Here is a 24781-nt window from a genome sequence, read left to right as displayed (position 1 = left end):
GGCTATCTGGTTTCTTTTCCATTATCTTTTGTATTCAGTAAGTTGGCGGCGCCGCCATAGTCAAATTGAAGCCGACGCTACGGTATATTTTGTACCGCTCACGCGCCAACTGTTTTAAAGTTTCATCAATAGGTACGAAGTCTATCACTTCATGGAAAGCCGTGGCAAAATCTGCGAACTGATTTTGTAAATTAATCAGTATATCACGTGGCGTATTTCCCCGTTTGGCAGGCCAACAAATTTCAATAGGCGCACCATAACGAGGGCCTTCACCCGCTAAATTATGGGGAACAAACTGATGTGGGTCACGCTGCCACAAGGTTTCATCTATTTTTTCTGCCTGTTGCTGCGTTTCGCAAGCAATCAGAACTCGCTTCCCATTACGCCACAATTGAGCAGCAAGCTCGCAAGCTAGCCATTCATGGGCTTCAAGATCAGGAAGCGGTGAGGCTTGTGTTAGTTGGTAAAATGTACCTTTTTTCATATACCCATTATACCCGTCATACTTCAGTTTGTAGGGGTGTTGGCTACGCTCTTTCGCCTTAGTCACATACTTATGTATGCTCCTAAGGTCTCAGTCGCTTGCCGCCTACCTACAAACTGAATTATCTAGGGTATAGCTTAAATCGCTACCCTTCAATTTGCAGGGGTGTTAGCTATGTTTTTCGCCTTAGTCACCTACTTATGTATGCTCCTAAGGTCTCAGTCGCTTGCCGCCTACCTACAAACTGAATTATCTAGGGTATAGCTTAAATCGCTACCCTTCAATTTGCAGGGGTGTTAGCTACGTTTTTTCGCCTTAGTCACATACTTATGTATGCTCCTAAGGTCTCAGTCGCTTGCCGCCTACCTACAAACTGAATTATCTAGGGTATAGCTTAAATCGCTACCCTTCAATTTGCAGGGGTGTTAGCTACGTTTTTTCGCCTTAGTCACCTACTTAGGTATGCTCCTAAGGTCTCAATCGCTTGCCGCCTACCTACAAACTGAATTATCTAGGGTATAGCTTAAATCGCTACCCTTCAATTTGCAGGGGTGTATTTTGGTAACCAAGTGCAGTATATATCTATGCTTAATTATATCCTTTTTTATAGCTGCCTCAAAATGGCTTTCTCAGTGCCTTGAAAACCAAAAAACAATATCCCGAATCACTATTGCTCATCGGGATATTTTTATGGACGAGATACAGCTAAATCATTTAAATGGGATTACTCATCACCATTTAAACCCGCGCGGTTTAGTAAAAACTGCGCTAGCATCGCGACCGGACGACCAGTAGCCCCTTTCGCGGCACCTGAACGCCAAGCGGTACCTGCAATATCAAGGTGTGCCCAGTTATATTTAGTGGCAAAGCGAGATAGGAAGCAGCCAGCGGTAATTGCACCTGCTGGACGACCACCTGTATTCGCTAAATCAGCAAAATTAGGGGTGATTTGGTCAAAATACTCATCCGCTAGTGGTAAGCGCCATGCACGGTCACCCGCTTGTTCCGAGGCATTTAACAGCTCATGAGCTAGTGGATTATGGTTTGACATCAACCCTGTATAATGGCTACCTAATGCAATTACACAAGCCCCTGTTAAGGTAGCGATATCAATAACCAGCTCAGGTTCAAAGCGTTCAACATAGGTGAGTGCATCACACAGAACTAACCGACCTTCCGCATCAGTATTAAGTACTTCAACGGTTTGCCCTGACATGGTAGTTAAAATATCGCCGGGACGATAAGCGCGACCACCAGGCATGTTTTCACAACCTGCTAGTACCCCAATCACATTGATTGGAAGTTGCAATTCAGTGATAAAACGCATCACGCCATACACACTTGCCGCACCACACATGTCGTATTTCATTTCATCCATGCCTTCGCCTGGTTTGATTGAAATACCACCTGAGTCAAAGGTTAACCCTTTACCGAGCAGAACAATTGGCTTGCTGTCCGCATCTGGGTTGCCTTTATATTCCATAATGGACATCAGTGATTCATTTTGTGAACCTTGCCCCACTGCTAGATAGGCATTCATTCCCAGCTCTTTCATTTGCTCTTCACCAATCACACGAGTGGTTAGTTTGCTATCTGAAATATCTGCTAGTTGACGAGCTTGAGAGGCTAAGTAACCGGCATTACAAATGTTTGGTGGCATGTTACTTAAGTCTTTCGCAGCTTTAACCCCTGAAGCAATGGCTAAGCCATGGGAAATCGCGCGCTCACCACTGGTCAATTCACGGCGTGTTGGGACATTAAACACCAGTTTGCGTAGTGGGCGACGGTGCTCTGTTTTATTACTTTTTAGTTGGTCAAACACATACAGCGATTCTTTTGCTGTTTCGACTGCTTGACGTACTTTCCAGTAGTTATTGCGGCCTTTTACATGTAATTCAGTTAAGAAACATACGGCTTCCATTGAGCCTGTTTCATTCAGAGTACTAATTGTTTTCTGAATAATTTGTTTAAATTGGCGTTCATCTAATTCGCGCTCTTTACCACAACCGATAAGCAGAATGCGTTCAGACAGAACATTTGGTACATGATGGAGTAGCAGGGATTGCCCTACTTTACCCTCAAGTTCGCCGCGGCGCAGCAGGGCGCTGATATATCCGTCACTAATTTTGTCCAGCTGTTCAGCAATTGGGGACAGACGGCGTGGTTCAAAGACTCCGACAACAATACATGCACTGCGTTGTTTTTCCGGGCTACCACTTTTTACACTAAACTCCATGCGTTCTCCTGAATCTTAAAGACAAAGGCCGATGCTCCCGCTAGAATTAGCGTTTCGCATGATCTACCTCATAGAGAATGAACTCTTTATGTTAAACTGACCATCTATACGCGAAATAAACCAAGTTGTATGCTGTTTATCGCGATACAACTACGAAGTATGGCGAGTATATTTGGTTTCGCGAATATTAAGCATGTTCTGATATTTTAATCAGTATAGAGAATGCTTTTATATCATTCTAGCCATACAATAAACTAGAGTATATGTTAGTAAATGGCAGACATTGAACGAACTTAGCCATTTTCTACCCAAAAGACAAGTTTTCACAGGCGTAATAAGCGTGATCATTATTAGATATTTGGTACGGGAAACCCTGAAAAGTCAGTTAGCCATACTTTTTGTATTGATGCTAATCTTTTTTAGCCAGAAGTCGATAGATATTCTGGGCGCTGCCGTTCAGGGCAATATTCCATCAAACTTAGTACTTCCTTTACTGGGGTTAGGTGTGCCTGAAATGGCGCAACTTATCTTACCTTTAAGCCTATTTCTTGGGCTATTGATGACCTACAGTAAGCTTTATACTGAAAGTGAAATTACGGTAATGCACGCCTGCGGTTTAGGGAAAAGTGTTTTGGTCAAAGCGGCGTTAGTGCTGGCCATGATTACCGCCATGGTGGCAGTTGCCAATATTACGTGGATGCTACCGTGGTCATCTCAATATCAAGAACAAGTGTTAGCGGATGCTAAAGCTAACCCAGGTTTAGCCGCAATGGTGGAAGGGCAGTTTAAAACCACAAAAGACGGCAACTATGTTTTGTATATTGGTGATGTAAAAGGGAGTAATTTCAAAAATGTTTTCCTAGCGCAGTTACGTGCTGCGAATGAACAGCGCCCTTCTGTAGTGGTTGCCGAAAGTGGTTATATGAAGGAAGACCCTGATGGCCGTCAAGTGGTCATTCTTAATGAAGGGACCCGTTACGAGGGGACGGCATTATTACGTGATTTTCGTATCACTGACTTTGTCAATTACCAAGCCATAGTCGATCATCAAACAGGTGAGGCTCGTAATGACCGCGTTGAGCAAAAGAATATGCTGCAATTGTGGAATGAAAATACACCTGAAGTGAATGCAGAGTTTCATTGGCGTTTAACGATTGTTTTCTCGGTTATCGTCATGGCTTTAATGGTGGTACCTCTAAGTGAAGTGAACCCACGTCAAGGTCGGGTGCTAAGTATGTTACCTGCGCTGCTGTTGTACCTCATCTTCTTTTTGCTGCAAAGTACGTTACGCAATAGTGCAGATAAAGGTGATATTGACCCAAGGTATACCATGTGGGCAGTGAACTTAGGGTATTTAGTCTTAGCGGTGATCCTCAATGCATGGAACACTGTTCCTATGCGCCGTATGCGTCTTAAATTGAGTAAAGGGGTTGCCTGATGTTTGGTGTTTTAGATAGGTATATCGGTCGGACCATCCTAAATTCTATTTTGGTGACGCTTTTTTTATTGGTTTCACTCGCTGGGATTATTAAATTTGTCGAGCAACTGCGTAAAGTGGGTGATGGTGATTACACTGCGTTGAGCGCGGGGGTTTTTACTTTACTTACGGTACCAAAAGATATTGATGTTTTCTTCCCGATGGCGGCCTTATTAGGGGCGTTAATGGGCTTAGGTGCACTCGCTTCACGTAGTGAGCTGGTGGTCATGCAAGCTTCTGGTTTTACCCGTTTACAGATTGCCCTTGCGGTGATGAAAACGGCTATCCCTCTGGTTATCGTGGCGATGTTCATTGGTGAATGGATTGCACCAGCCGGTGAGCAATGGGCGAGAAACTACCGTGCAGAAAAAATCGTTGGTAATTCATTAGTGGTTACTGACGAGGGAATGTGGGCAAAAGATGGCCGCGACTTTATACACATTCAGCGTATTAATAACGCAACATCGATTCAAGATGTATCGATTTACCGTTTTGATAAGCAACAAAAACTTAACTCGGTGATGTTTGCTTCAAGTGGGGAGTATGACACGGCAAATAAACAGTGGGTGTTATCTCAAGTGGATGAGTCAATATTAAGCAGTGAGAAAAAAATTACGGGTTCACAGCGGTTGACGGTTGACTGGAAAACTAACCTTACCCCAGAAAAACTAGGGATAGTTTCTTTGAATGCGGATTCGTTATCTATTCGTGGTTTATATCAGTATGTTTCTTACTTGAAAGAAAGTGGTCAAGTTGCAGCTGTTTATGAATTAAGTATGTGGAAAAAAATATTGGCGCCACTCTCTGCCGCTGTCATGATGTTAATGGCCGTTTCGTTTATTTTCGGGCCATTACGCACCGTACCAATGGGGGTACGTGTTATTTCAGGTATTGTGGGCGGCTTCTTATTTTATGTGCTAAACCAAGGGTTTGGTAACTGGAGCCTTGTTTATTCAGTACCACCGATTATTGCAGCTATCTTGCCAAGCTTATTGTTCCTAATTGTCAGTATTGTTTTATTAGTGAAACGAAAATAGCGTTTTATAGGTCATTAAAGGCTGTGTATCTTCGGGTATCACAGCCTTTTTCTTTGTCGTCATTTACTTAGTAATAAGTTTCCTAACTTACTGATAATTCGTAATAGTTTATTCTGAGGACGGAATAAAACTTGTTGTTGCCTATTATCTGCAGATGTACTGATATATTCACCTTTAATCCCAATAACATTCAATCGACTTTTATTCGCTAACTGTTGAGCACAAGAAAAAATACCGCCATTCGCCGTATATGACTGGCGAATAAGATAAGCTTTTTTCCATTCTTGCTCTGTGAATGCGATTTGTACTTCTTTTCGTGCTTCACTGACAAGTTTTTTATATTCAGGTGTTTGTTCTAATTTCTTTTGATTGTTTTTTAAAGGATGAGAATTGAGTGATCCAAGATTTATTTCTACTGATGTCGGTTTCTGCGGGGCAGGGAATATGTTTTGGTGGTTATGGATTCTTCTAAGTTGGAGAACCAACTCAGAAACGTTGCCCTGTTTAATGGTACAGGGCCGTGTTATATGATGTAAAAAAAATGGAGAAGTACGCATTTTAATTCCTATTCATCAAGTAGAAGAGGGATTAAGATTAGCCTTGAATCAGCTTACAACATTGCATAAAACGATTATAAATATAAGAAATAGCTTGAATAATAGGGCATTAATACTGTTATTATTAACCAACTATTGCGTAACCTAATGCACTGATAAAGGCGACTACCCTTGTTTGGGGTTGAAATAACTTTTTTCTGGCTCCTGAGATATGACTTTGGTTATCAATAGCTAAAATATTTTGGCGACTCCGGTTTGCTAATTGCTGAGCAAGTGAAAAAAAACCACCTTTCATACTATTTTGTCGTTTAAATTTAAAAGCCGTTTGGCACTTTTCCCGATATATTCGCCTTTCTTCTTGTCGGTAAGCTTTGATAGCTTGTAATTCTGAGCCATCTAAATATTTGTAGGGGTATTGAGTAGCAATAGACCTATTCTCTACGTACTCTGGTTTTTTAGTACAATGGCCTTTAATACTATTCAAAATTTCTATCAATTCAAATTGGCTAATTTTCGGGCATTGTGTAGCCTGACAACTTAATGTTATCGCGTGGTTTTTTGTTTTCATTTTAGCTCTGGATGTGTTAATGGAAGGCTAAAAGATTATCGGGAATTTGAATGAATTGATTTTAAAAATGGGTAGTAAAATTATCAAAAACAGCCTGAATATATCAGGCTGTTGTCGCAATTAATGAGATAATGCGGGTAAATCCACGTTTTAGGGTCGGGGTGTAACTCGCCATTGTTTGTAATGCTTTGGCGGTACTCCTTCAATGTTTTCCATATGCGTGGTTAGAAGATAGCGAAGCGACGAGTTCATTAACGCCAATAGTTAACTTACTAAATTTGCTGCTATCTTTTCGGGTCATGACGACAAATACCCCAATGTTTTGCTGTGGGATCATCGCCATATAGGTATTAAACCCACCGCCGCCGCCTGTTTTCTGGTAAATTCCTGGAGTGCCATTCTTCGGTTTCATATAAACCCACCCAAGGCCTAACCCATCCGCATGGCCAGCGACGTCCATTCCTTTAATTTCTAACAATTTTTCGCGAGGGAAATAGATGCCTTGCTCACGAGCCGCGGTGACTTTCCTTAAGCTCTTATCTGTCGATAAAAATTGTTGCATCCACTTTTGCATATCTGCTGGGGTTGAATACACACCACCGCTTCCTGCTGCTGCAAGTGTATTATGGCAAGGGCTTGGTTTAGTGCCTTCCATTAAACGTGCACATTGAGCTTTATTGGGTGTATAGGTGGTATTGGTCATTTTGGCTGGGGAGGTGACATAATGACTAAACAATTGTGGGTAAGAATGACCTGATGCTTTCACCATGGCATCAGCTAATAAGTCATATGCAAGGTTAGAATAGGATGCCTCAGTGCCTGGCGTCGCATCTAATTTGCCTGTTTTTAACCATGTCCAGCGGTTATCTTGGGTTGGCCAAATAAATACAGGACGCCCCCATTTTCCGCCTGGTTGCTCACGAGGTAAGCCACTGGTGTGGCTTGCAAGGTGGTAGAGGCGAATCGGCTGCCCACTGGCGTTATCAGGCACAGTAACACCATGATAGGCATATTGTTGCAGCGGGTCAGTAATTAATAACTTTTTGTCTTGTTCAAGCTTGATTAATATTTCACTCGTCATCAATTTAGTAATTGATGCTATGCGAATGAGTGAATTTGGCCCCGGTTTTTTACCATTGCCGGGTGCCGTTTCGCCATAATAACGGGATAAAACTTGGTTATTATCAATAACAATTATTGCCATACCTCTGGCGTCGCTTTCGTTAAAAATACGATTGGCATATAAATCGACAATTTTAGCAACGCGTTCGTAGGTCCTTCTATCTCCTTCAAAAACCTGCCAGTCAGTAGATGCAATATCATTCGTTTGCAGAAATTTTGGTGTTTTTTTGGTCGTTGTTGAACATGCCATCAAGGCTAAAGACAACGCAGATACTGACAGAATTTTTAGTAATGATTTCTTCATGTTTGAAGCCAGCCGATATGATTGTTTGCAAATGGCTATTCAGCCAATCTTATTTTTTCTTAGCGAAAATTTTCATTACCACACCAATTAAGATGCCAATAAAGATCCCTGTCGCTATCCACCCAACAAAACCCATGATAAAGCCTTAATGTTTGTATTAGATTGCGGATAAACTAACAAAAATAATTGTCTATCGCCAGTGACCCAGCGTTGTGATAAGAAAAATAGTTAGGGAAAGCTACCATATCGGCTAATGAAGATATAAACAAAAGAAGCTTTCTTTCTCTTATCATGTGATTTTAGCAATATGCGTTTTTTTTAATCGAACAGACTTGATCTTCAAGAATAAGTGTTGCCAGTAGACACAAAGCAAGTATAATGGCAGCGTTTTCCAAGAAACACATCACTTCAGTGCCGGAGTGGCGGAATTGGTAGACGCAGTTGATTCAAAATCAACCGCCTTCGGGTGTGCCGGTTCGAGTCCGGCCTTCGGCACCATAAGAACATCAAGAGACGTCAACGGACGTCTTTTTTTGTATCTAAAATCCAGTGTTTGCAAGGCTTCCCCCGCGTTTTCAGTCAATGTATGTCAACTTAACTCAACCCACATCAACCTCCGTGTGAGTATACATCTGAGTATATACACCGCTTCGATAATGAATGTATACTCATTTTACCACGAATTACTGATGTTAGAGCAAGGCAGGTGCAGCCTGTGGCGTAGACACTTAGTTGGCTATGTAACTCGAAATCATCGACAGTAATCTGAGATATCTCATTTATATACTCACTCTGGGGTGAAGAGGACAAAGAATATGGCATTAACCGATACGAAAGTTCGTGCAGCTAAACCAGACGAGAAAGCTTATACACTGACAGACAGTGATGGCTTATTTCTTTATATTCACCCCAATGGTTCTAAATATTGGCGCTTCCGTTTTCGCTTTGGCGGCAAACAACATTTAATGGCCTTTGGTGTATATCCTGAAATTTCCTTAGCAGATGCAAGAGAAAGAAGGGATGCTGCCAGAAAACAAGTTGCTTTAGGCATCGACCCACGCGAACTTAAAAAAGAGTTAAAGGAAGAACAGCAAAAGGAATTTAATACCTTTGAGAAAGTTGCTCGTGATTGGCATGCGACCAATAAGAAATGGATAGAGAGCCATAGTCACCGAGTATTAAAAAGTCTTGAAGACAATATCTTTGCGGCTATTGGTAAATGTAATATTGCCGAACTGAAAACCCGCGATCTCCTCGAACCGATTAAAGCCGTAGAGATGTCTGGACGTCTTGAGTTGGCAGCACGTTTACAACAGCGTGTGACAGCCATTATGCGTTATGCTGTACAAAGCGGTTTAATTGACTATAACCCAGCGCAAGATATGGCTGGCGCAGTTGCCACTGGTAAACGAGTTCATAGAGCCGCATTAGAACTTAAACGTCTACCTGAGTTCTTACAACGTATTGATGATTATAAAGGAAGACCTTTAACTAAACTTGCAGTCAAACTCACCTTATTAGTCTTTATTCGTTCCAGTGAACTGCGCTTTGCTCGTTGGGATGAAATCGATTTTGAGAATGCCATGTGGACGATCCCCGCAGAACGCGAAGCGATAGAAGGGGTTAAACACTCACATCGCGGATCAAAAATGCGTACTCCTCACCTAGTCCCTTTAAGCCGACAAGCCATTGAGATCTTAAAACAGATCTATCAATTCAGCGGCAACCACGAACTAATCTTTATCGGCGATCATAATCCTAGAAAGCCAATGAGTGAAAATACAGTGAATAATGCATTACGTGTGATGGGTTATGATACTAAAACAGAAGTTTGTGGGCATGGTTTCAGAACGATGGCATGTAGTTCGTTGATTGAGTCAGGGCTATGGTCGAAGGATGCAGTAGAAAGGCAAATGAGCCACCAAGAGCGTAACTCGGTAAGAGCTGCTTATATCCATAAAGCAGAGCATATTGATGAGCGCCGATTGATGGTGCAGTGGTGGGCAGATTTCCTAAGTGTGAATCTGGAGAAGGGGGTTAGTCCGTTTGAGTTTGGCAGGACCAGATTGAATAATTAAAATTTTTTGAAGTGTTTTTTAATATATGAAGGGTATTGAGAACCACGAGGTTTTATCGCGGTTCTTTCAAAATTTCTATATCTAATAATTAATTAGGACTTCTTCGATTACATTATAATAATTTAAATCTGTATATTGTAGCCAGTTAATATTATGATTTTCCTTATTAAGGATAAATATATCATCTGTGGCATCGCTTTCATCGAGACCGTATGGGAAGCAAAATCCTCCTAACTCTGTTAATAAGTATCTATTGTGCAGGGATGGGCCGCCAGCTTTTTCAGATAGAGATCTTATAATAATGTTTAGCTCTTTTCCTTCTGGGATATTTATATTAACGCGTTGAATATTATACTTTATATGTTCTGCAGTTGTAGCGTTTTGTTTAGAACCATCAAAAATTATAACGATATTGATTGCACTATTTGAGTTGTAATTAAATACTGAAGCTACAATAGCTTTAAGTACGTTTAACCACCGGCTACTGCCTTTGAAATATGGATCCACTAATATCACTTCAGCAGATAGCCTAAGTAAACTTGATGTTGAGCTATCAATATCTTCAATTGTTTTACGTATCCTTTTCTGGAGGGGGTAGTTAATTTCTAGGAACCCATTAAAATCTAGATAATTTGGAATGTCTAAATTATCAGCCGAAATAATATGACCAAAGTTATGCTTTTCATTCTCGCATAGTATATTTTCCGACCAGTTCAATTCCTTGTTATATATACTTAATCTTTTGGCCTTGTGAAACTCTCCAATTGAATTTATAAGTTCTATAAGTCTAGTTTTTTCAAGATCATTTGCGTTAGGATCTTGTAACTCAAAAATTTTCCGTTTCATCTTTTTTATTTGAGGAAAATCACAATATATAAATGAACTGCCTAGTGTAAATTTTCTTATAAAATCACTGTAATCTCGCCTGTTCTTGGCGAAATCGAGCAACAAAGATGGATTGATTACGCATTCATGTAACATCACATTAATTCCTCTCTTCTCTCTGAAAAGAATCCATGTGGCCAGTGCTCTTTGAATTCACCATCTTCATCTATATGTATGCGTGTAGCTTGAACTCCATCTATTTGCTCTTCTAGATAAATTATTGAAATATCGCTTGATATCACAGGAGAGAATCCTGTCGGTAGCTCACCGTCTGTTGTTTGGCGAATACGTTTGAGTAAGCGAAGTACTAAATGTTCACTATGAGTTTCAATTAGAAATCCAATAGCGTTGTTTGCCTGCGTTAATAAGTCACCTATATCAACTTGTATACGGGGGTGAACATGAAGTTCTGGTTGCTCGCAAGCTATCAATCCTTGCTTACGGCTTAGTGTAGCAACGATTAAAGGCATTAGCTGTGGAATACCGACTCCGATTTCATTTGGTGAAACGGAAATATTATTGTTTATATCCCAAAGAGAATATCCAAATTTAGTGGAGATTTCATCAATATTTTGTTCTGTTTGGTTTTTATATAATGAATCAATCTGTATATTTAAATTTTCTTCAATGGATTGGAATGTTTGTTCTTTTAAAATTCGTTTAATTTCTGAGAATTTTTTGTCAACGCGTAATGCAATCCCATAACCAAGGTTCAATTTACATTTACTTGATATCCATTCATTAACTGAATTCATTAACCTTATGTCAGACATGCCTAATGCATGCCAAGCAGCTGAGCCATTATACCAATTTTTTTGTTGATATTCATATTGAGGTTTAAATAATTCATCTGGAACTATACGAAGTGGCCCAATACATAAACTTTCTTTTAAAATTCCATATAAGTTATCAATAGGTGAAACAAGTAAATCACTAATAATTTCTATTACTCTTTCATTAAAGCGAACATTTTCTAGAGCTAGCGAAGTTTTTAATTTTTTCCCTATTTTAGGTAGTGCTCCAGAGTGACATTCAATAGAAATGGGAGCGTGAATTATTTTATATGGTGTAAAGGAATTTTCGCTAATTAATTCTTCATCAGTAGAGGTAATGTTATTAGCACTGTTAATTCTTGGCTCTGTAATACTTTCATGGAATTCACTTACGAATGCATTTTCATTAAAAATCAGATTGCTTATTCGATTTTCGAGATTATTATCATAACCTTTCTGAACATCTCTGTAATCAATGTTTTTTTCATTAAAAATAGAGCATAGAGTTTCTTTTAGAGCTTCATGAATAGATTTCTCCTCATCGATTAGATTTACTAACCACTCATCATGATTCTCAGGTAATAACAATGGGTGGAGAAAATTAATTGCACTCAGTATTGGTTGTTTAAGACCTGAGTCACTAGTAATCTCTGCGATATTTTGATCGTCAAAGGCTACAGTATATCGAGAAATGTATGCAGTTTGTAAGGGGATGGACCAAGCTATTTCAAAATCGATAGACATTTTATCTGCCCCTTCTGAAGGGCTAGATATTCCTATGTTTAAATCCTCGAAAAGATCCTCAATTACTCCGTAGCTGCTCCCGATACGTCCATCTTTAATGAACTCGATCTTTATTTTTATAGTTTTCGTCAGATCATGTCCATGAACTAATTTTTCAAAACCACCGACATACTTATCGTTTAGTGCTTCTAACTTTTGAGGGTTGCATTGACCTTTCTCGATTATTTGTTGTAAATAGAAAAGCGCCATCAATACTGAGCTCTTACCAACAGAATTAGGCCCCACTAAGAGAGTTAATGGGGAAAACTCTATGGTTTGAGTTTTTTTAAAAGATCTGAAATTAGTAAGCGATAACTTGGTTAATTTCATATACTTTCCTTTTGATTAAATGTGTTATAGCAAATGGAATTAAATAAGTTGTCGAGCTCAATTTTGCTTGTAGTATGTGATATTAATTTTCTTTTTACTGATTTATATATCTTTTCATATTCCACTTGTAGATCCAAGGGTGGTATTAGAATATTAATGTTTTGCATTTCCTGAGCATTAATATTTGCCATGCCAACAATGCTTTTACTCATATTTAGTAATGTATTTTTGCCATGTGCAGAGTTTAAATATCCTGAAATGTAATAATTATTTCCATTTTCGTTTGGCCTGACCCTAATCAAATATCCAGCATAAGCCATCTCTTGATCACTATCAAAAATAGCTGTTTTCCCTACCAATTCTTTGCTGTTGGTTCTATTGAATAACAAGTCTCCTTTTTTGACCAAGAACTTCTCTCTATATTTTTCATCTAAGTCAATATATTTCAAGCTAGTTAAATCCCAATCGCCCTGATATGTAATATTTCCCATTCTAAGCATAGGATACTTGCCATCTGTTTCGGATGCTTTATCTGATGAGCCATAATTTACAGTACTGACTAGATCTCGAATAGTACCAATAGGAAATTTTTTTGAATTATTTTCTGGGTCACCAAACATATCCAAAAATGTTGCGCGTAGAAAATCGTCAACAAGTTTGATGGCCTGTACTCGTTTAATACGAATAGCACTTACTGTATCAAGTATAACTGCGATTTTTTTCTGAATGTTTAAAGGGGGTAGAGGTACATTCAGTGAGTTTATAAAAGGTAATGTAATACCTTTAACTGTAGCTCCTTTTCCTTCGCTCTCGATGTAGCGACTTTGAGATTCTAGCCATCGTAAAAGATAACGTTTATCAACTATATTAGTATCTTTAACGAAAAGAGCTTTCAAATCTTGATTTATAGCCACATCGATTAAATTTATCGCTACCTTGCCTAATGCCATTCTGCTTGGAATAATAATGTTGCCGGCAGGGATTATATTGGTAGCCGAATTTCTTGCTCCTAGAGCGGTGATACTATCTATTGTAGAAGAGATCTCTGATGATTTAAAATCCTTAACAGATGCCCAAGGGATATCTCCGCCCCAATATTCAGAATTATTTTTATCAGGTGTACCACCACCTTTAATGTCTACAAGCGCACCTAGTTTTACAATCGGCCAAGTCACAGCATTTTCTCCAATTCTTCCAAATCAACAAGAATTTCTTTCTCCAAATATTTCAATCGTTTTAATATCAATTTTGGGTCTTCATGCTGTTCATTTTCATAAATTACTTTCTTATATCGATTAATAGAGAGATCATATTTCTCTGCTGATATATCGGCCTTTGAAACTATAAACGCAGGCTGAGTACGGTCTTGGTAATTAGAAGTAATATTAATTCCCTGCGGGTATTGCTGTTTGAGCAGAGAGCTAAACTTATCTCCAATAAAGTTATCTGTCGGTAAGCCTTTACTCTGGCGGTAATACTTCCAGCTAGCAATAAGATATGGGAGGTCGTTATCATTTATTGGATTACGTTTGTCATCCAAACTGTATCCGTCATTTTGTAGATCGTAGAACCAGACCTCATCCGTCTGACCGCCTTTGGTAAAGATCAGGATCGCCGTTGCCACCCCAGCGTAAGGCTTAAACACACCGGAAGGCAGGTTGATAACAGCTTCAAGCTGATTATCTTCTATCAGAGCCTTACGTAGTGATTGATGTGCTTTACTGGAACCAAATAGTACACCTTGGGGGACAATAGTTGCACTACGGCCACCAACCTTCAGCATTTGTAGAATACGCGCTAAAAATAAAAGTTCTGTTTTTTTTGTTTTCACTGTTGCCAGCAGAGAAGGGTCAATGTCTTCTTCGTCCAGAGAACCAGTGAATGGAGGGTTTGCCAGAATCAAGTTAAAAGCACTCTTACTTGCCTGTGGAAAATTGCTGCTAAAGCTTTGGCTCATGGTATCTTGATAATGAATATCTGGATGTTCTACACCATGCATTATCAGGTTCATTGCTGCGATACGCAGCATGGTGGTATCAAAGTCGTATCCATGGAACATATTCTGATCAACGTGGGCACGGTATGCTGTAAGCAGGTCACCGGTATATATTTTCTGCTCTTCCAATTCACCATGTTCGTTGACACCTAATTCTCTATGAATCGACTCTAGGGAACTGTATTTCTCCAGTAGATACTCATAGCTAGTTGCCAGAAAACCACCAGTACCACAAGCAGGATCACAAACTGTTTCATTACGAGCCGGATTAGGCTCCATCATTTCTACGATGGCACGGATAATGTGCCTGGGAGTACGGAACTGACCATTAATGCCAGCGGTCGTGAGCTTACTGAGTAGGTATTCATATAAATCACCCTTGGTATCTCCACGATCTAGTGGCAGGTTTTTGATCATCTCGACTGCTTTGGTCAACAGTGACGGTTTTACTATCTCTAGGCGGGCATCTTTCATAAAGTTGCCCAACAGTGAATCGCTGTTGCCTAATGTCCGAAAATGCTGGAATACGCCGTCACGTACCACTTCCATCATTTCATCGGCACCTAAATTGCTATACTGACTAAAACGAAACTCTTGCTGTTCAGGGGAAAATCGTGGCTTGAAATCGATTTTTGTCAGTTGCTTACGTTTTTCGTCTTTCAGCTCAAGGCTATCCAGCATCCGGGAGTACATCAGATAGGTGATTTGCTCGATCACTGTCAGGGGGTTAGTTATACCTCCAACCCAGAAATCTTCCCATAAATTATCAATGCTGCTTTTTAATTCTTTTGTAATCATAAGGTTTCTTTAATTCACATTTATTGCTACCGTTCGTAGCTCTGAAAATAGAAAGCCCCGAGTGTGCGAGGCTTGAATGGATCCATTATAGCGCAGGTCAAGGAACGACTACACCCAACTCTTCTACGATTTTTTGCAACGTAACGATCTGCTGCATATCCGGGAAGATTCCGGTGACACCCTCACCATGTATCTGGGTAAAAGGCTGTTCGAAGAGCTGTTTCATCTCGATAGTACCGTAATCACGAATATGGTTTTTGAGCATCTCTAGGAAACGAATTTGCTGGCTGTTAAGGTGATTTTCAGATGCGAACATTGCGAAGCGTTCTGTAACAGCTTTCCCATCCATACCGATAATCGTACGTAACAGTTTATCCATACTCGCAGTTGCCTGTGGAAAGAAGTTTTTCAGATCTCGAATATCGACATTGGGGTTTTGAATTAGCACAAGTTTTGCCAATTCGTCTAACTCTTCAGGTGTCACTGGTTCACCATGGCGAATTTTCTTGAGCACGGGGTTTTGCTGGAATAATGGTTCCAGGGCCCCCTGAACCTGTTGACGCCAAAGTCTGAAATCTACAGTTCGAACTTGTGTTTTCCTGATACTGCTTTCTATCTGAGTTATATCCTCAGTAACATCTACCGTGAGCGCCCCAACTTGAGGTATGACTTCTTTTTCCATCAGATGCATGATGCCACGCAGATGAATGCGCATGTCTTCGAAATCATCAAAACTAGCTTGTTTCCACCAAGAAAGTTCTCGCAAATTGTTAATGCGCTCTCCCTGTTGCTGTACCTGTACCAGATGAGGGGGAAGTCGTTCTAGTTTTTCAACTACGGTAGGCCATAGCCCATCCAGCTTTTCTACATTGGTGTAGCGGGTAGTTTGTGCAGCTAGCATATCCATATCGAAACGCATGGCGTCACTTTGGCCGCGTACATCTACCCATTGCATTAATGGCGCAATAAAATCGAGTAATACCTGTTGGGTCTGTGGGGCAAATTGTTGCAGAAGCCTTTCATCGCTACATTGTGCTTTTTGCTGCCATCTTTCTTGCACTGCTATGGAATTTCCATCAAGAGAATTAATTTGCACCAATAGCTGTGCGGCTACTCGATTAACTGCTTGTTTATCAAACTTTTGTAATGCTGCCCGGCCTAGCTCAATCCATGCCTCGAAACGCTTCTGTGCTAAGGGCTTGCTGGCTGTAACCTCAGCTTCCTCTGTATTTAGTTCGTGATACTCGAAGTTACCCCAGTGATCAAAGATGCGGAATTTCTCTTTATCCAGGGATTTTCCATTCTCGTCAGTACCATACAGACCTTGAGCTAAACGTGTTCCACGGCCAATCATTTGCCAGAATTTCACTTTCGATTTTACGGGTTTTGCAAAAACCAAGTTGACGATTTCTGGTACATCGATGCCGGTATCCAACATATCAACTGAAATAGCGATGATAAGCTCTTTGTTGGTACTTTCATCCAACCCTTTAAAATCTTCGATAAGCTGCTCTGACCTAGTTTCCTGATTATCAATAACCTGACAAAAACGGCCCGCAAACTGCGGGTACATTTCATCAAATAAATCTCTTAGCAAGATGGCATGGTCGTGCCCTCTAGCGAATATAATCGATTTGCCGGGAAGCTGGCCGTCTTTATCTTTAAGACCATTTTCCATCAGATTACGTATAATTAACCGGTTAGTGTCTCGGTTATAGATCCGATCATCGATGGCTTTGCTATCAAACTCCAGAGTATTGGGATCAATATTCTGTTCTTCTAGTTCACGTATCTGAGCATTGCTTAAGTTATCCCTCCTAATTCCCTCACGTAAAAACTGTGTAGTGTGAGTGACAACTTCATAGGGTACCAGGTTGTTGTCTGCGATCGCATCTTCCAGGCTATAGTTCGCTGTAGGAATGCGCCCTTCACAGCCAAACAGCCCGAAAGTGGTTTTGCTGACCATATCAATAGGGGTAGCTGTCAAACCTACCTGTAACGCATCAAAGTATTTGAACAAATCACCATATACGTTATAGATAGAACGGTGTGATTCATCCGCAATAATGAGGTCGAAATAACCAACATCAAAGCGATCCATGATGTTAATCATTCCTGGATAGGTTGCTATATAGACACGGGCATTAAGCATATCTTTCTTTGGAGATACGCCAACCACATACATCGGGTCGCTGATGTATTGTTTAAACGCGTTCCCTGCCTGCTTACGTAGTTCTCTACGGTCGCAAAGGAATAACACACGTTTCACCCAGCGGGCATCAATCATTAGTTTGCTTAAAGCGATAGCAACTCGAGTTTTTCCCGTACCAGTAGCTTGTACAATGAGAGATTGACGATATTTTTGAGTAAAACGTTCACTTACTCTTGCCAGGGTCTCTTGTTGGTACAAGCGGCCAGCGACAAGCTCACCTTTGCTGTCTCTGGCGTGAGGAACTTTATTCAATGGTAAGCGAGTCTCGCGTTGTTGAATCAGATATTGCAGGCTTTCTTTACTGTAGAAACCGAATACTTTACGTGGAGGGTAGCCCTGGGTTTTATGGTCATCCCACAGATAAATATCGTAGCCATTGGTATAAAAAATAACAGGTCGTTGGCCGTATTCTTTCTCCAACCAATCAGCATATAGTCTGGCTTGTGTCCGACCTTTATCTGGACTGACTTTAGTTTTTTTTGCTTCAATTACGGCAATCGGTTTGTGGCTATCGTCCCATAGTACATAATCTGCAAATCCGTTGCCTGATGTCGTTGGTTGTTCTTTAACAGGATGCTCTTGAGATACCTGTTCAGTATTGGCAGCGTCGGTAGCCACATCCCAGCCTGCAGCAATGAGGCGTGAGTCAATCAGATGGCGGCGAGTCTCAGCTTCATCTAATGATAGAATGTCAGCAACTTGCTGGTTACGATCTTTTACTTCATGCAGGTGTTGTTCAAGTATTTCTGTTTTTTCCTGCTCTTTTTGCAATGCGCGCTGAAGCGCAATTTCCCGTTCACGAGCACTATTAAGATCTTTGATCGCTGTATCTAAACGTTTTTGCTGTTCCGTAAGATTAACTGAAGTATTTAGGGCATCAGACAATGGAGGTAGAGCAAAAGATTGGCAGTCATCAACATTCCCCTGAGCGTAACGAACGTAAAGCCATAGCCCTAATAGAAATGCTTCTTTTAACAACCAGTATGCATCCTGAGCTTTAATAGTGCTTCCATGAGCTGCACGATTGCCATGAATGCGCAGAGCATCCATTTTCATCACAATTGCTTCAGGCATGATGCTGGTAAACACAGAAGCATTCATTAGGTCATACAAGCTAGCTTTGAACCCTTCAGGTAGGCGTTCCTGTCGGTAGATCCAGCGAACAATTTGCTCGTCATAGTTACGTAGCTTAACTAAGCAACTTTCTGGATCGGAATGGACGTACTGTTCTGCTGCGGTCGCAAGGCTTGCTAAATCAGGCCACTTACTGCGTAACATTTCAAAATTGCGAGACTGCTCCATTAATTCGTCGCCTTATACAATGGATACAATTAGATATAGTTGATTCTATCATAGGTTTGTAGGTAATTTGTGTGAGCTGAAAAAGTAGAGCAGTAAATTTGTGCTTATAGTTTAGATAGTCAGATTCAATCAATATATGTGCTGAGGATTTAGGGAAGAAGATAGGTAACTAACTGTGAACGTTTTATCATCTATGTAATATCTTGATATGTTTCTTCACCCAGATATTACATAGATGACTGAATAGCCACTGATTCTCTCGTTTAGCGATTTTGTCTAATTTAAAGTGGTCTATCATGTCGATGATTATTCACTGTATGTTAACTTGAATAGCCATTATTGGTATTTTCTTAAAAATTCAAAATTACTGAAATTTACCATCACATTTTATCCTTCAAAAAATTCCTCATCGATACGTTTCAAGTACAGGATTTGTTCGTCACGACTACCGATATTGTAGCGAAGCATTAATTTAGCTAATTCTTGTCCATTGATAAGGACGATACGCATGCCTAAGTTTTTCGCAGTTTGTATTGCTGATTGGGTGAAGTCAGATGTAGTGACAAATATGCCTTTCTGTGCTTTTTTAAGATTAAGAGAACCGAAGAAATCACGGATATCTCCTGAACTAACATTATTTCCTTCAGCATAGCGCTTAGCTTGTATATAGACTTGATCTACACCTAATGGATCTTGACTAATAACTCCATCAACACCGTTATCACCACTTTTGCCTAGAGTATGAGCCATTCCTTCATTGGTGCCGCCGTATCCCATCGCAAGTAACAAATCAATAAGTAGTTGTTCAAAAAAGGCAGGACTAACTTTACGAGTACGAGTAAGAATTTCTGAGGCTAGAGTGTCATTGATTTGTATGTAAGCCTTACGAAGAACTTCATCTGGAGTTATTTCTTCAATATTTTTATCATCAGATTGAGTTAATTTTGCTCGCCCATTATCTTGACCTTTAAATGCAATGAACTCATCGAACTGTTTTAGGTAATTATTATCTACGATAATGTTAGGATCGTTAACTGCCAATTGTCCTCTTTCCGTCAAGATAAAATGTGCACGGCGTGTAACTTCAAGTAATCCAGCTTTAGTCAAATAAGTTCTAGCCCAACCTATACGATTATCTAAAACAGTTTGTTTACCACTAGGTAGACGTTCTTCTCGTTCAGCATCAGTGAGTTGAAATTTATCAGATAATTGATTGATGACATCGCGAAGTTTAACTTCTTTTCCACCAGCGGCACCTACAATTTCTAAAAACGGGCGCATAAAGGTTTGGTAGTTAGGTATCATTTATCACCTTTTGACTATGAATTCATACATTAAGGTTGCCATGTTTGAAGCATCATAAGCTTTTAGTTTAAAAACCTAGCAACTTTCTTTGATTATTATATACGAGCTATTTTCTTAGAAATATTAAGTAAAGCACGCTAATAGAGCTTTAAAATTTTACTTCAACATATGAGCTCTAATGATTTATATCGCTTAATTAAAGGGTATGAGAAAACGGTAGAAAGAACAATGGTTGAAGTAGGATTGTGGGATACTAATGACGATGTTGCTAATAAACTCCTCCGTATTTTGGTCAATTCAGAATTTCCATGTTTTCTAAACGACGCTAAAGTATTCCATTAGAACTGATTAAGGTTCTATTGACTATGTGTAGATTTAATTCAATGATTAGAATCAGATATTACTTATAAGGAAATTTTAGCAAGTGATACTTATATCTAAACTCAGAGGTCTGTGGTCAAAAAAAGAGGTAAGCACTACAGATGGCGAACAACATGAAATATATGATGCCCTAACTCCAAAAATAGTTATTGATAATAGTGTTAAGCCCTATTTTGATGCATTAGATTTTGCTTTTACAAAACATGATGTAAAAAATATTGCTATTACTGGGCCTTATGGTGCAGGTAAGAGCACAGTAATTCTGTCTTATCTGAAAAAACAGCTTAAACAAAATTTTATTAATGTGTCGCTTGCCGATTTTTCGTTATCAGAAAAAGGTAATAAAGGCCCACTGGAGAATGCGGAGATTGAGTTAAGTATACTCCAACAGATATTATATAAAGAAAATAAAGATAACCTTCCTGATTCTCGTATTGATCGTATTCAAAACCGAAATAAAAAACATATATTCACTCTGTTTCGAGACGCATTGACGGTTGTGGCGCCATTGTTGTTATTGGCGATTACGTTGTTTCCTAAAAAACTACTGTCCTTATTTGATATAAGTGAAGCTACGTTAGCGACGATTATTAATGCCTCTTCTGAACGTTTGACGATTAGTGGTGTAATGGGGCTAGTCAGCTTATTTTTTATTGTTAGAATTGCTTCCAGAGCGGGCATTTTTGATAAAAAGCTTAAGCTTAGTAAACTAGCGTTCCTTCAAGGCAGCGCGGATATGACTACACAAGAGTCATCCTCCCTACTCAATAATTGCTTGGATGAGATAGTCTACTTTTTTTCTCGGACACACTATAAGATTGTGGTTTTTGAAGATTTGGACAGGTTGGGAAATACTGAGGTATTTGTCAAACTAAGGGAGATTAACCAGATTATAAATAATAATCTACACAATCAACCAATTAGGTTTATTTATGCATGCCGAGATGATATTTTTTTAGGGGCAGATATTCGAACTAAATTCTTTGACTTTATATTACCAGTGGTCCCTGTGATGGATGCTCGAAATGCTTACACTCATCTGAAAAACAAGCTTAAAGGCTTTCCTGCCGATAGCCTAGCACTCCTTAAACAAATGTCTATGTATATTAGTGATATGCGTTCACTACAAAATATTGTCAATGAGTTCAACCTGTTTAGTCTAGTGGTTAATGATAATAAAAATCATGCTAAAATTTTCGCGCTGATATTTTATAAAAATATCTATGCACAAGATTATAATTTGACAGATAAAAAATCTGGTGTGCTGTATGCTTTTATTCACGACTACCGTTTGCGTAAATTGCATGAAAATTATTTTCATTCTCTAGATAAAAAATTAGAACAACTTACGGATAAGTTAGAAAAAATTAAAAAAGAGTCAGCTAGTTCTGATGCAGACTTGCGTAAGCAAATTATCTGTCGGTTTATTTCTCCTGAACTATGGTCAATTGTCTCTTTTGTAGAAAAAGCTGATACTTATTATGAGCAATATCATATATATAATGCTCAAAGTTTTTATGAGACTGAGAGTGAGTTTTTAGCATTTTTTAATAAGCAAGAACAAAGATTTGTCGGCTATCGGCTTAATAATACTGTACAGCGTGTCTCTATTGAGACATCTTCCGTAGTAGAGGAGTATTACCGAAGAGTTAAGCTTACTGCGAATGATAGAGCGGAAGAATATCAAAAAACTGTTAAGGAGATTGATGAGGCTAAGGAAAGTGTTCGTACCCGAAATGCAATTTCGTTGTCTCAATTATTGAAGTTAATTGGTTGGGAGCAATTTAAAACTATTGCGGAAGACTATATTAAAAAATGTAACGACCGAACGATTATTGATGTGAAACAGTGGGAGACGATTCACAATGGATTTCGCTTTGGTGGTTTTGAGGCTCTTTTTTATTTGTTGAGTAATGGCTACATCATGCAGGATTTTATGATGTTCCGTTCTGTCTTTCATGAGGGCACTATTTCTATTAATGATAATGACTACATCAAGGCTGTTGGCCGCCATATGAGCTGTGAAGAAGTAAACCAAAATTTCTTATTGGATAACCCTAAAGACGTGTTGGCAGAATTGATTGAACAGCAGTATCAATACCGTTCAGGTGCTATTCATCATCAAATTATTACTGCTTTGCTGGATAGTCGCTTGGGTACTAATGACCATGCAACTTTGTCAGCAATGATCGCGATGATTTTCCAGCAGTCCCCTGCGGATATCCTGGCTATTTTTAGTGTATTAGAAACTCGTTTTGTTAGCGCTAATGATTTCAAACGGTTAATTACCTTTTCACTGAGCAAGAATAGCTATTTGGATAAGATGATCGCCGTGCTTGATGAGCAAGAGCCCAGTCATATCACTACTGCAATTATGACAAAAATGATAGCGTGGGTTTCTCCAGAAAATTCTGACAATCAGGAAAATTATCAACGCTTTATTATTGAGCAAGGGTTTGGTTTAGTTTCCTCTTTGGAAGATAGTGAGCTTGAAGCGTTTCTCGATAATATTAAACAGCTCAACGTTATTTATCACGATATTTCTCTTCCTATTACACCGAACGAACAGACTGCATTACGCTTTATCGCCGACAACCAAATGTATCCTCTCGATAAGGTCAACTACCGAGTAGTTGTGGCAGGATTGCTAGATAATCCAAATGTGTCTTGTGATAGCGTTGATAAGCAGCCGTGGTCTTTATTGGCAAAATACTCATTACCTAGTGTGAAAGCATATGTGGACAGTAATATTGATACCTTTGTGCAGGAAATTTTTATCTCTTCTCACGAGGACAGTGTGGCTATCGTTTCGGTATTGACTCACTCGGCGCTCAGTGATGATCTTAAAGTTGAAATACTGAAAAAGATGTCATTCACAGTAACGGATTTGCACAAATTTCCAGAACACATCGATATTGACGATGAAGAATTCTCCTATCACGATCTATTCTATCACTATGACCGCGTGACGCCGTGCTGGGAGGCATTATTAGCTTATATTTATGAAGCATGCCATCTTGACGTATTAACCCAGTATATTGAAAAGCACGCTCAATCTCTCAGCCAACAAGAAATGAAAACCATTGAGGGCGATGAATACGATTTACTTTACATGAAAGTTATCTGCAACGATCAACTCAGTGATAGTGGCTATGCCTCAGTATTAAAACCTATCTACATTAATGTCAATCATTGGGATAAGCGACTCAGCCCCGCTAACTTCCAGCGTCTGATAAATAACAATAAGGTACCTCTGAATACTGAATCTTTCCAACAGGCTGCACAATGTTTTGTTCTATCCTCCAATAAAGAGAGCATTGAGCCTTTTGTATTGTGGTTTTCTCAATTTAAAGAAACTTTTTTCTCCAATACAGATTATTATTTATTGACTGGCGAGGAGGGTGCTATTGTTTTAGAGGAAATGCTGATAGCTCTTCATAAATCCCAACACTTTACTCCATCAGAAAAAGCATTGCTGCTATTCATCTATCGAGAACGCTGTAGCGAATCATTTTTCGAAACTCTTTCTTTCACCCATGAGGAGTTGATTGCTTTAATAGAAAAGTCAACCGATGATAGCTTTACTATTAATCTAATAATTAAGCTAATAGAAAAAGGATATCACGAAAGATCGGAGATTAGCCGATTGGTCAGTAAACTTGGCGGAAATGAGTTCGCCAAAATATTTAACCAAAAAAGCGCTACGCTGAATCTCAGTAATATCCAAGAAGCTGAACAGTTTTTGTCTGCCTTAGAACAGGCAGAGCTAATTAAGAAGTGGTCACTGAAAGAGGAAGGAAAATACCATGTCCAATGTCGCTATTGACCATAAATTAGCTCATTGTTAAACGCTTATTTTGCACTCGGATTGTTTACTTTTACGATGAAAATATCTTCTGTTTTTGTTGTGGGTTTAATGACGCTACTTAGTAATTTAGTTAGCTTTGCTAAACTTGATAAGTTAGCTGGCTACTTTAAAAGTATTAAACACTTAAAGTGGCCAGTTTTAATTAACTACGACAAACAACTACCAATGAGTAGTTTTAAATTATAATATCACTGATCGCGTGTTTTGTTCGTATGAACATTAGCTAGCGTGATTCAATAGTTATATTAATCAGATATGCTCAAAGAAATTTGCTGGTATAGATCA

Annotated in this window: 15 protein-coding genes and 1 tRNA gene; 5 read left to right on the top strand and 11 right to left on the bottom strand. The window is 39.4% G+C overall.

Annotated features, from left to right (window positions below; translation table 11 throughout):
• Positions 1–34: 34 nt before the first annotated feature.
• Together ABE954_RS19880 and pepA are read right to left on the bottom strand one after the other, a co-directional pair.
• Positions 35–484, bottom strand: a complete 450-nt coding sequence (locus ABE954_RS19880; protein ID WP_034782118.1) for a DNA polymerase III subunit chi — start codon at positions 482–484, stop codon at positions 35–37.
• Between the two features lie 724 nt (positions 485–1208).
• Positions 1209–2720, bottom strand: coding sequence for a leucyl aminopeptidase (pepA, locus tag ABE954_RS19875; protein WP_042845685.1), 1512 nt, complete (start codon positions 2718–2720; stop codon positions 1209–1211).
• A 340-nt stretch (positions 2721–3060) separates the two neighbouring features.
• Here pepA and lptF point away from each other — a divergent pair, with 340 nt between their 5' ends.
• Positions 3061–4158 carry an LPS export ABC transporter permease LptF gene (gene lptF / locus ABE954_RS19870; protein WP_042845684.1) on the top strand — a complete coding sequence of 366 codons (1098 nt, stop codon included), beginning with the start codon at positions 3061–3063 and terminating at the stop codon, positions 4156–4158.
• Positions 4158–5234: an LPS export ABC transporter permease LptG gene (gene lptG / locus ABE954_RS19865; protein ID WP_071548680.1), complete on the top strand. Its 1077-nt coding sequence runs from the start codon at positions 4158–4160 to the stop codon at positions 5232–5234. Before lptF ends, lptG begins: the two co-directional genes overlap by 1 nt.
• 59 nt (positions 5235–5293) lie before the next feature.
• Here lptG and ABE954_RS19860 read toward each other — a convergent pair whose 3' ends face one another.
• From ABE954_RS19860 to ampH, 3 genes are all read right to left on the bottom strand, one after another.
• Positions 5294–5791, bottom strand: a complete 498-nt coding sequence (locus tag ABE954_RS19860) for a hypothetical protein (protein WP_042845681.1) — start codon at positions 5789–5791, stop codon at positions 5294–5296.
• Between the two features lie 124 nt (positions 5792–5915).
• Positions 5916–6359, bottom strand: a complete 444-nt coding sequence (locus ABE954_RS19855; RefSeq protein WP_129466590.1) for a hypothetical protein — start codon at positions 6357–6359, stop codon at positions 5916–5918.
• A gap of 202 nt (positions 6360–6561) precedes the next feature.
• The gene (ampH, locus tag ABE954_RS19850; RefSeq protein WP_042845677.1) at positions 6562–7785 is read right to left on the bottom strand and encodes a D-alanyl-D-alanine-carboxypeptidase/endopeptidase AmpH; all 1224 of its coding nucleotides are present in this window, start codon (positions 7783–7785) and stop codon (positions 6562–6564) included.
• Between the two features lie 413 nt (positions 7786–8198).
• On the opposite strand from ampH, the gene ABE954_RS19845 reads away from it, so the two are divergent.
• Together ABE954_RS19845 and ABE954_RS19840 are read left to right on the top strand one after the other, a co-directional pair.
• Positions 8199–8283: transfer RNA gene (locus ABE954_RS19845), tRNA-Leu, on the top strand.
• Between the two features lie 317 nt (positions 8284–8600).
• Complete coding sequence (locus tag ABE954_RS19840) at positions 8601–9863, top strand: integrase arm-type DNA-binding domain-containing protein (protein ID WP_154638025.1); 1263 nt, start codon at positions 8601–8603, stop codon at positions 9861–9863.
• Between the two features lie 81 nt (positions 9864–9944).
• On the opposite strand, the gene ABE954_RS19835 is transcribed toward ABE954_RS19840, so the two are convergent.
• The 6 genes from ABE954_RS19835 to ABE954_RS19810 form a co-directional block, all read right to left on the bottom strand.
• The gene (locus ABE954_RS19835; protein ID WP_154638026.1) at positions 9945–10847 is read right to left on the bottom strand and encodes a hypothetical protein; all 903 of its coding nucleotides are present in this window, start codon (positions 10845–10847) and stop codon (positions 9945–9947) included.
• Positions 10844–12634: an AAA family ATPase gene (locus ABE954_RS19830; protein WP_154638027.1), complete on the bottom strand. Its 1791-nt coding sequence runs from the start codon at positions 12632–12634 to the stop codon at positions 10844–10846. Before ABE954_RS19830 ends, ABE954_RS19835 begins: the two co-directional genes overlap by 4 nt.
• A complete protein-coding gene (locus tag ABE954_RS19825; protein ID WP_371025669.1) occupies positions 12631–13809 on the bottom strand; it encodes a restriction endonuclease subunit S in 1179 nt (392 codons plus the stop codon). The genes ABE954_RS19830 and ABE954_RS19825 overlap by 4 nt, the downstream gene beginning before the upstream one ends.
• Positions 13806–15428, bottom strand: coding sequence for an N-6 DNA methylase (locus ABE954_RS19820; protein ID WP_371025668.1), 1623 nt, complete (start codon positions 15426–15428; stop codon positions 13806–13808). The genes ABE954_RS19825 and ABE954_RS19820 overlap by 4 nt, the downstream gene beginning before the upstream one ends.
• Positions 15429–15525: 97 nt before the next feature.
• Positions 15526–18942 carry a DEAD/DEAH box helicase family protein gene (locus ABE954_RS19815; RefSeq protein ID WP_371025667.1) on the bottom strand — a complete coding sequence of 1139 codons (3417 nt, stop codon included), beginning with the start codon at positions 18940–18942 and terminating at the stop codon, positions 15526–15528.
• A 387-nt stretch (positions 18943–19329) separates the two neighbouring features.
• Positions 19330–20247 (bottom strand): restriction endonuclease, encoded by a 918-nt coding sequence (locus ABE954_RS19810; protein WP_154638030.1) that lies wholly within the window; start codon positions 20245–20247, stop codon positions 19330–19332.
• A gap of 424 nt (positions 20248–20671) precedes the next feature.
• On the opposite strand from ABE954_RS19810, the gene ABE954_RS19805 reads away from it, so the two are divergent.
• Positions 20672–24454 (top strand): DNA-binding protein, encoded by a 3783-nt coding sequence (locus tag ABE954_RS19805; RefSeq protein ID WP_371025666.1) that lies wholly within the window; start codon positions 20672–20674, stop codon positions 24452–24454.
• Positions 24455–24781: the final 327 nt, after the last annotated feature.

It is taken from the genome of Providencia sp. TYF-12, assembly GCF_041344805.1.
In the GTDB taxonomy this organism is placed as follows: domain Bacteria; phylum Pseudomonadota; class Gammaproteobacteria; order Enterobacterales; family Enterobacteriaceae; genus Providencia; species Providencia huashanensis.
Note: the sequence above shows the minus strand (reverse complement) of the source record. Positions and strands in the feature narration are given on the sequence as shown.

Excerpts from the sequence above, each read along its gene's own strand:
- ABE954_RS19880 (WP_034782118.1), bottom strand. The coding sequence starts at position 484 with ATGAAAAAAGGTACATTTTACCAACTAACACAAGCCTCACCGCTTCCT.
- pepA (WP_042845685.1), bottom strand. The coding sequence starts at position 2,720 with ATGGAGTTTAGTGTAAAAAGTGGTAGCCCGGAAAAACAACGCAGTGCA.
- lptG (WP_071548680.1), top strand. The coding sequence starts at position 4,158 with ATGTTTGGTGTTTTAGATAGGTATATCGGTCGGACCATCCTAAATTCT.
- ABE954_RS19860 (WP_042845681.1), bottom strand. The coding sequence starts at position 5,791 with ATGCGTACTTCTCCATTTTTTTTACATCATATAACACGGCCCTGTACC.
- ABE954_RS19855 (WP_129466590.1), bottom strand. The coding sequence starts at position 6,359 with ATGAAAACAAAAAACCACGCGATAACATTAAGTTGTCAGGCTACACAA.
- ampH (WP_042845677.1), bottom strand. The coding sequence starts at position 7,785 with ATGAAGAAATCATTACTAAAAATTCTGTCAGTATCTGCGTTGTCTTTA.
- ABE954_RS19840 (WP_154638025.1), top strand. The coding sequence starts at position 8,601 with ATGGCATTAACCGATACGAAAGTTCGTGCAGCTAAACCAGACGAGAAA.
- ABE954_RS19830 (WP_154638027.1), bottom strand. The coding sequence starts at position 12,634 with ATGAAATTAACCAAGTTATCGCTTACTAATTTCAGATCTTTTAAAAAA.
- ABE954_RS19820 (WP_371025668.1), bottom strand. The coding sequence starts at position 15,428 with ATGATTACAAAAGAATTAAAAAGCAGCATTGATAATTTATGGGAAGAT.
- ABE954_RS19815 (WP_371025667.1), bottom strand. The coding sequence starts at position 18,942 with ATGGAGCAGTCTCGCAATTTTGAAATGTTACGCAGTAAGTGGCCTGAT.
- ABE954_RS19810 (WP_154638030.1), bottom strand. The coding sequence starts at position 20,247 with ATGATACCTAACTACCAAACCTTTATGCGCCCGTTTTTAGAAATTGTA.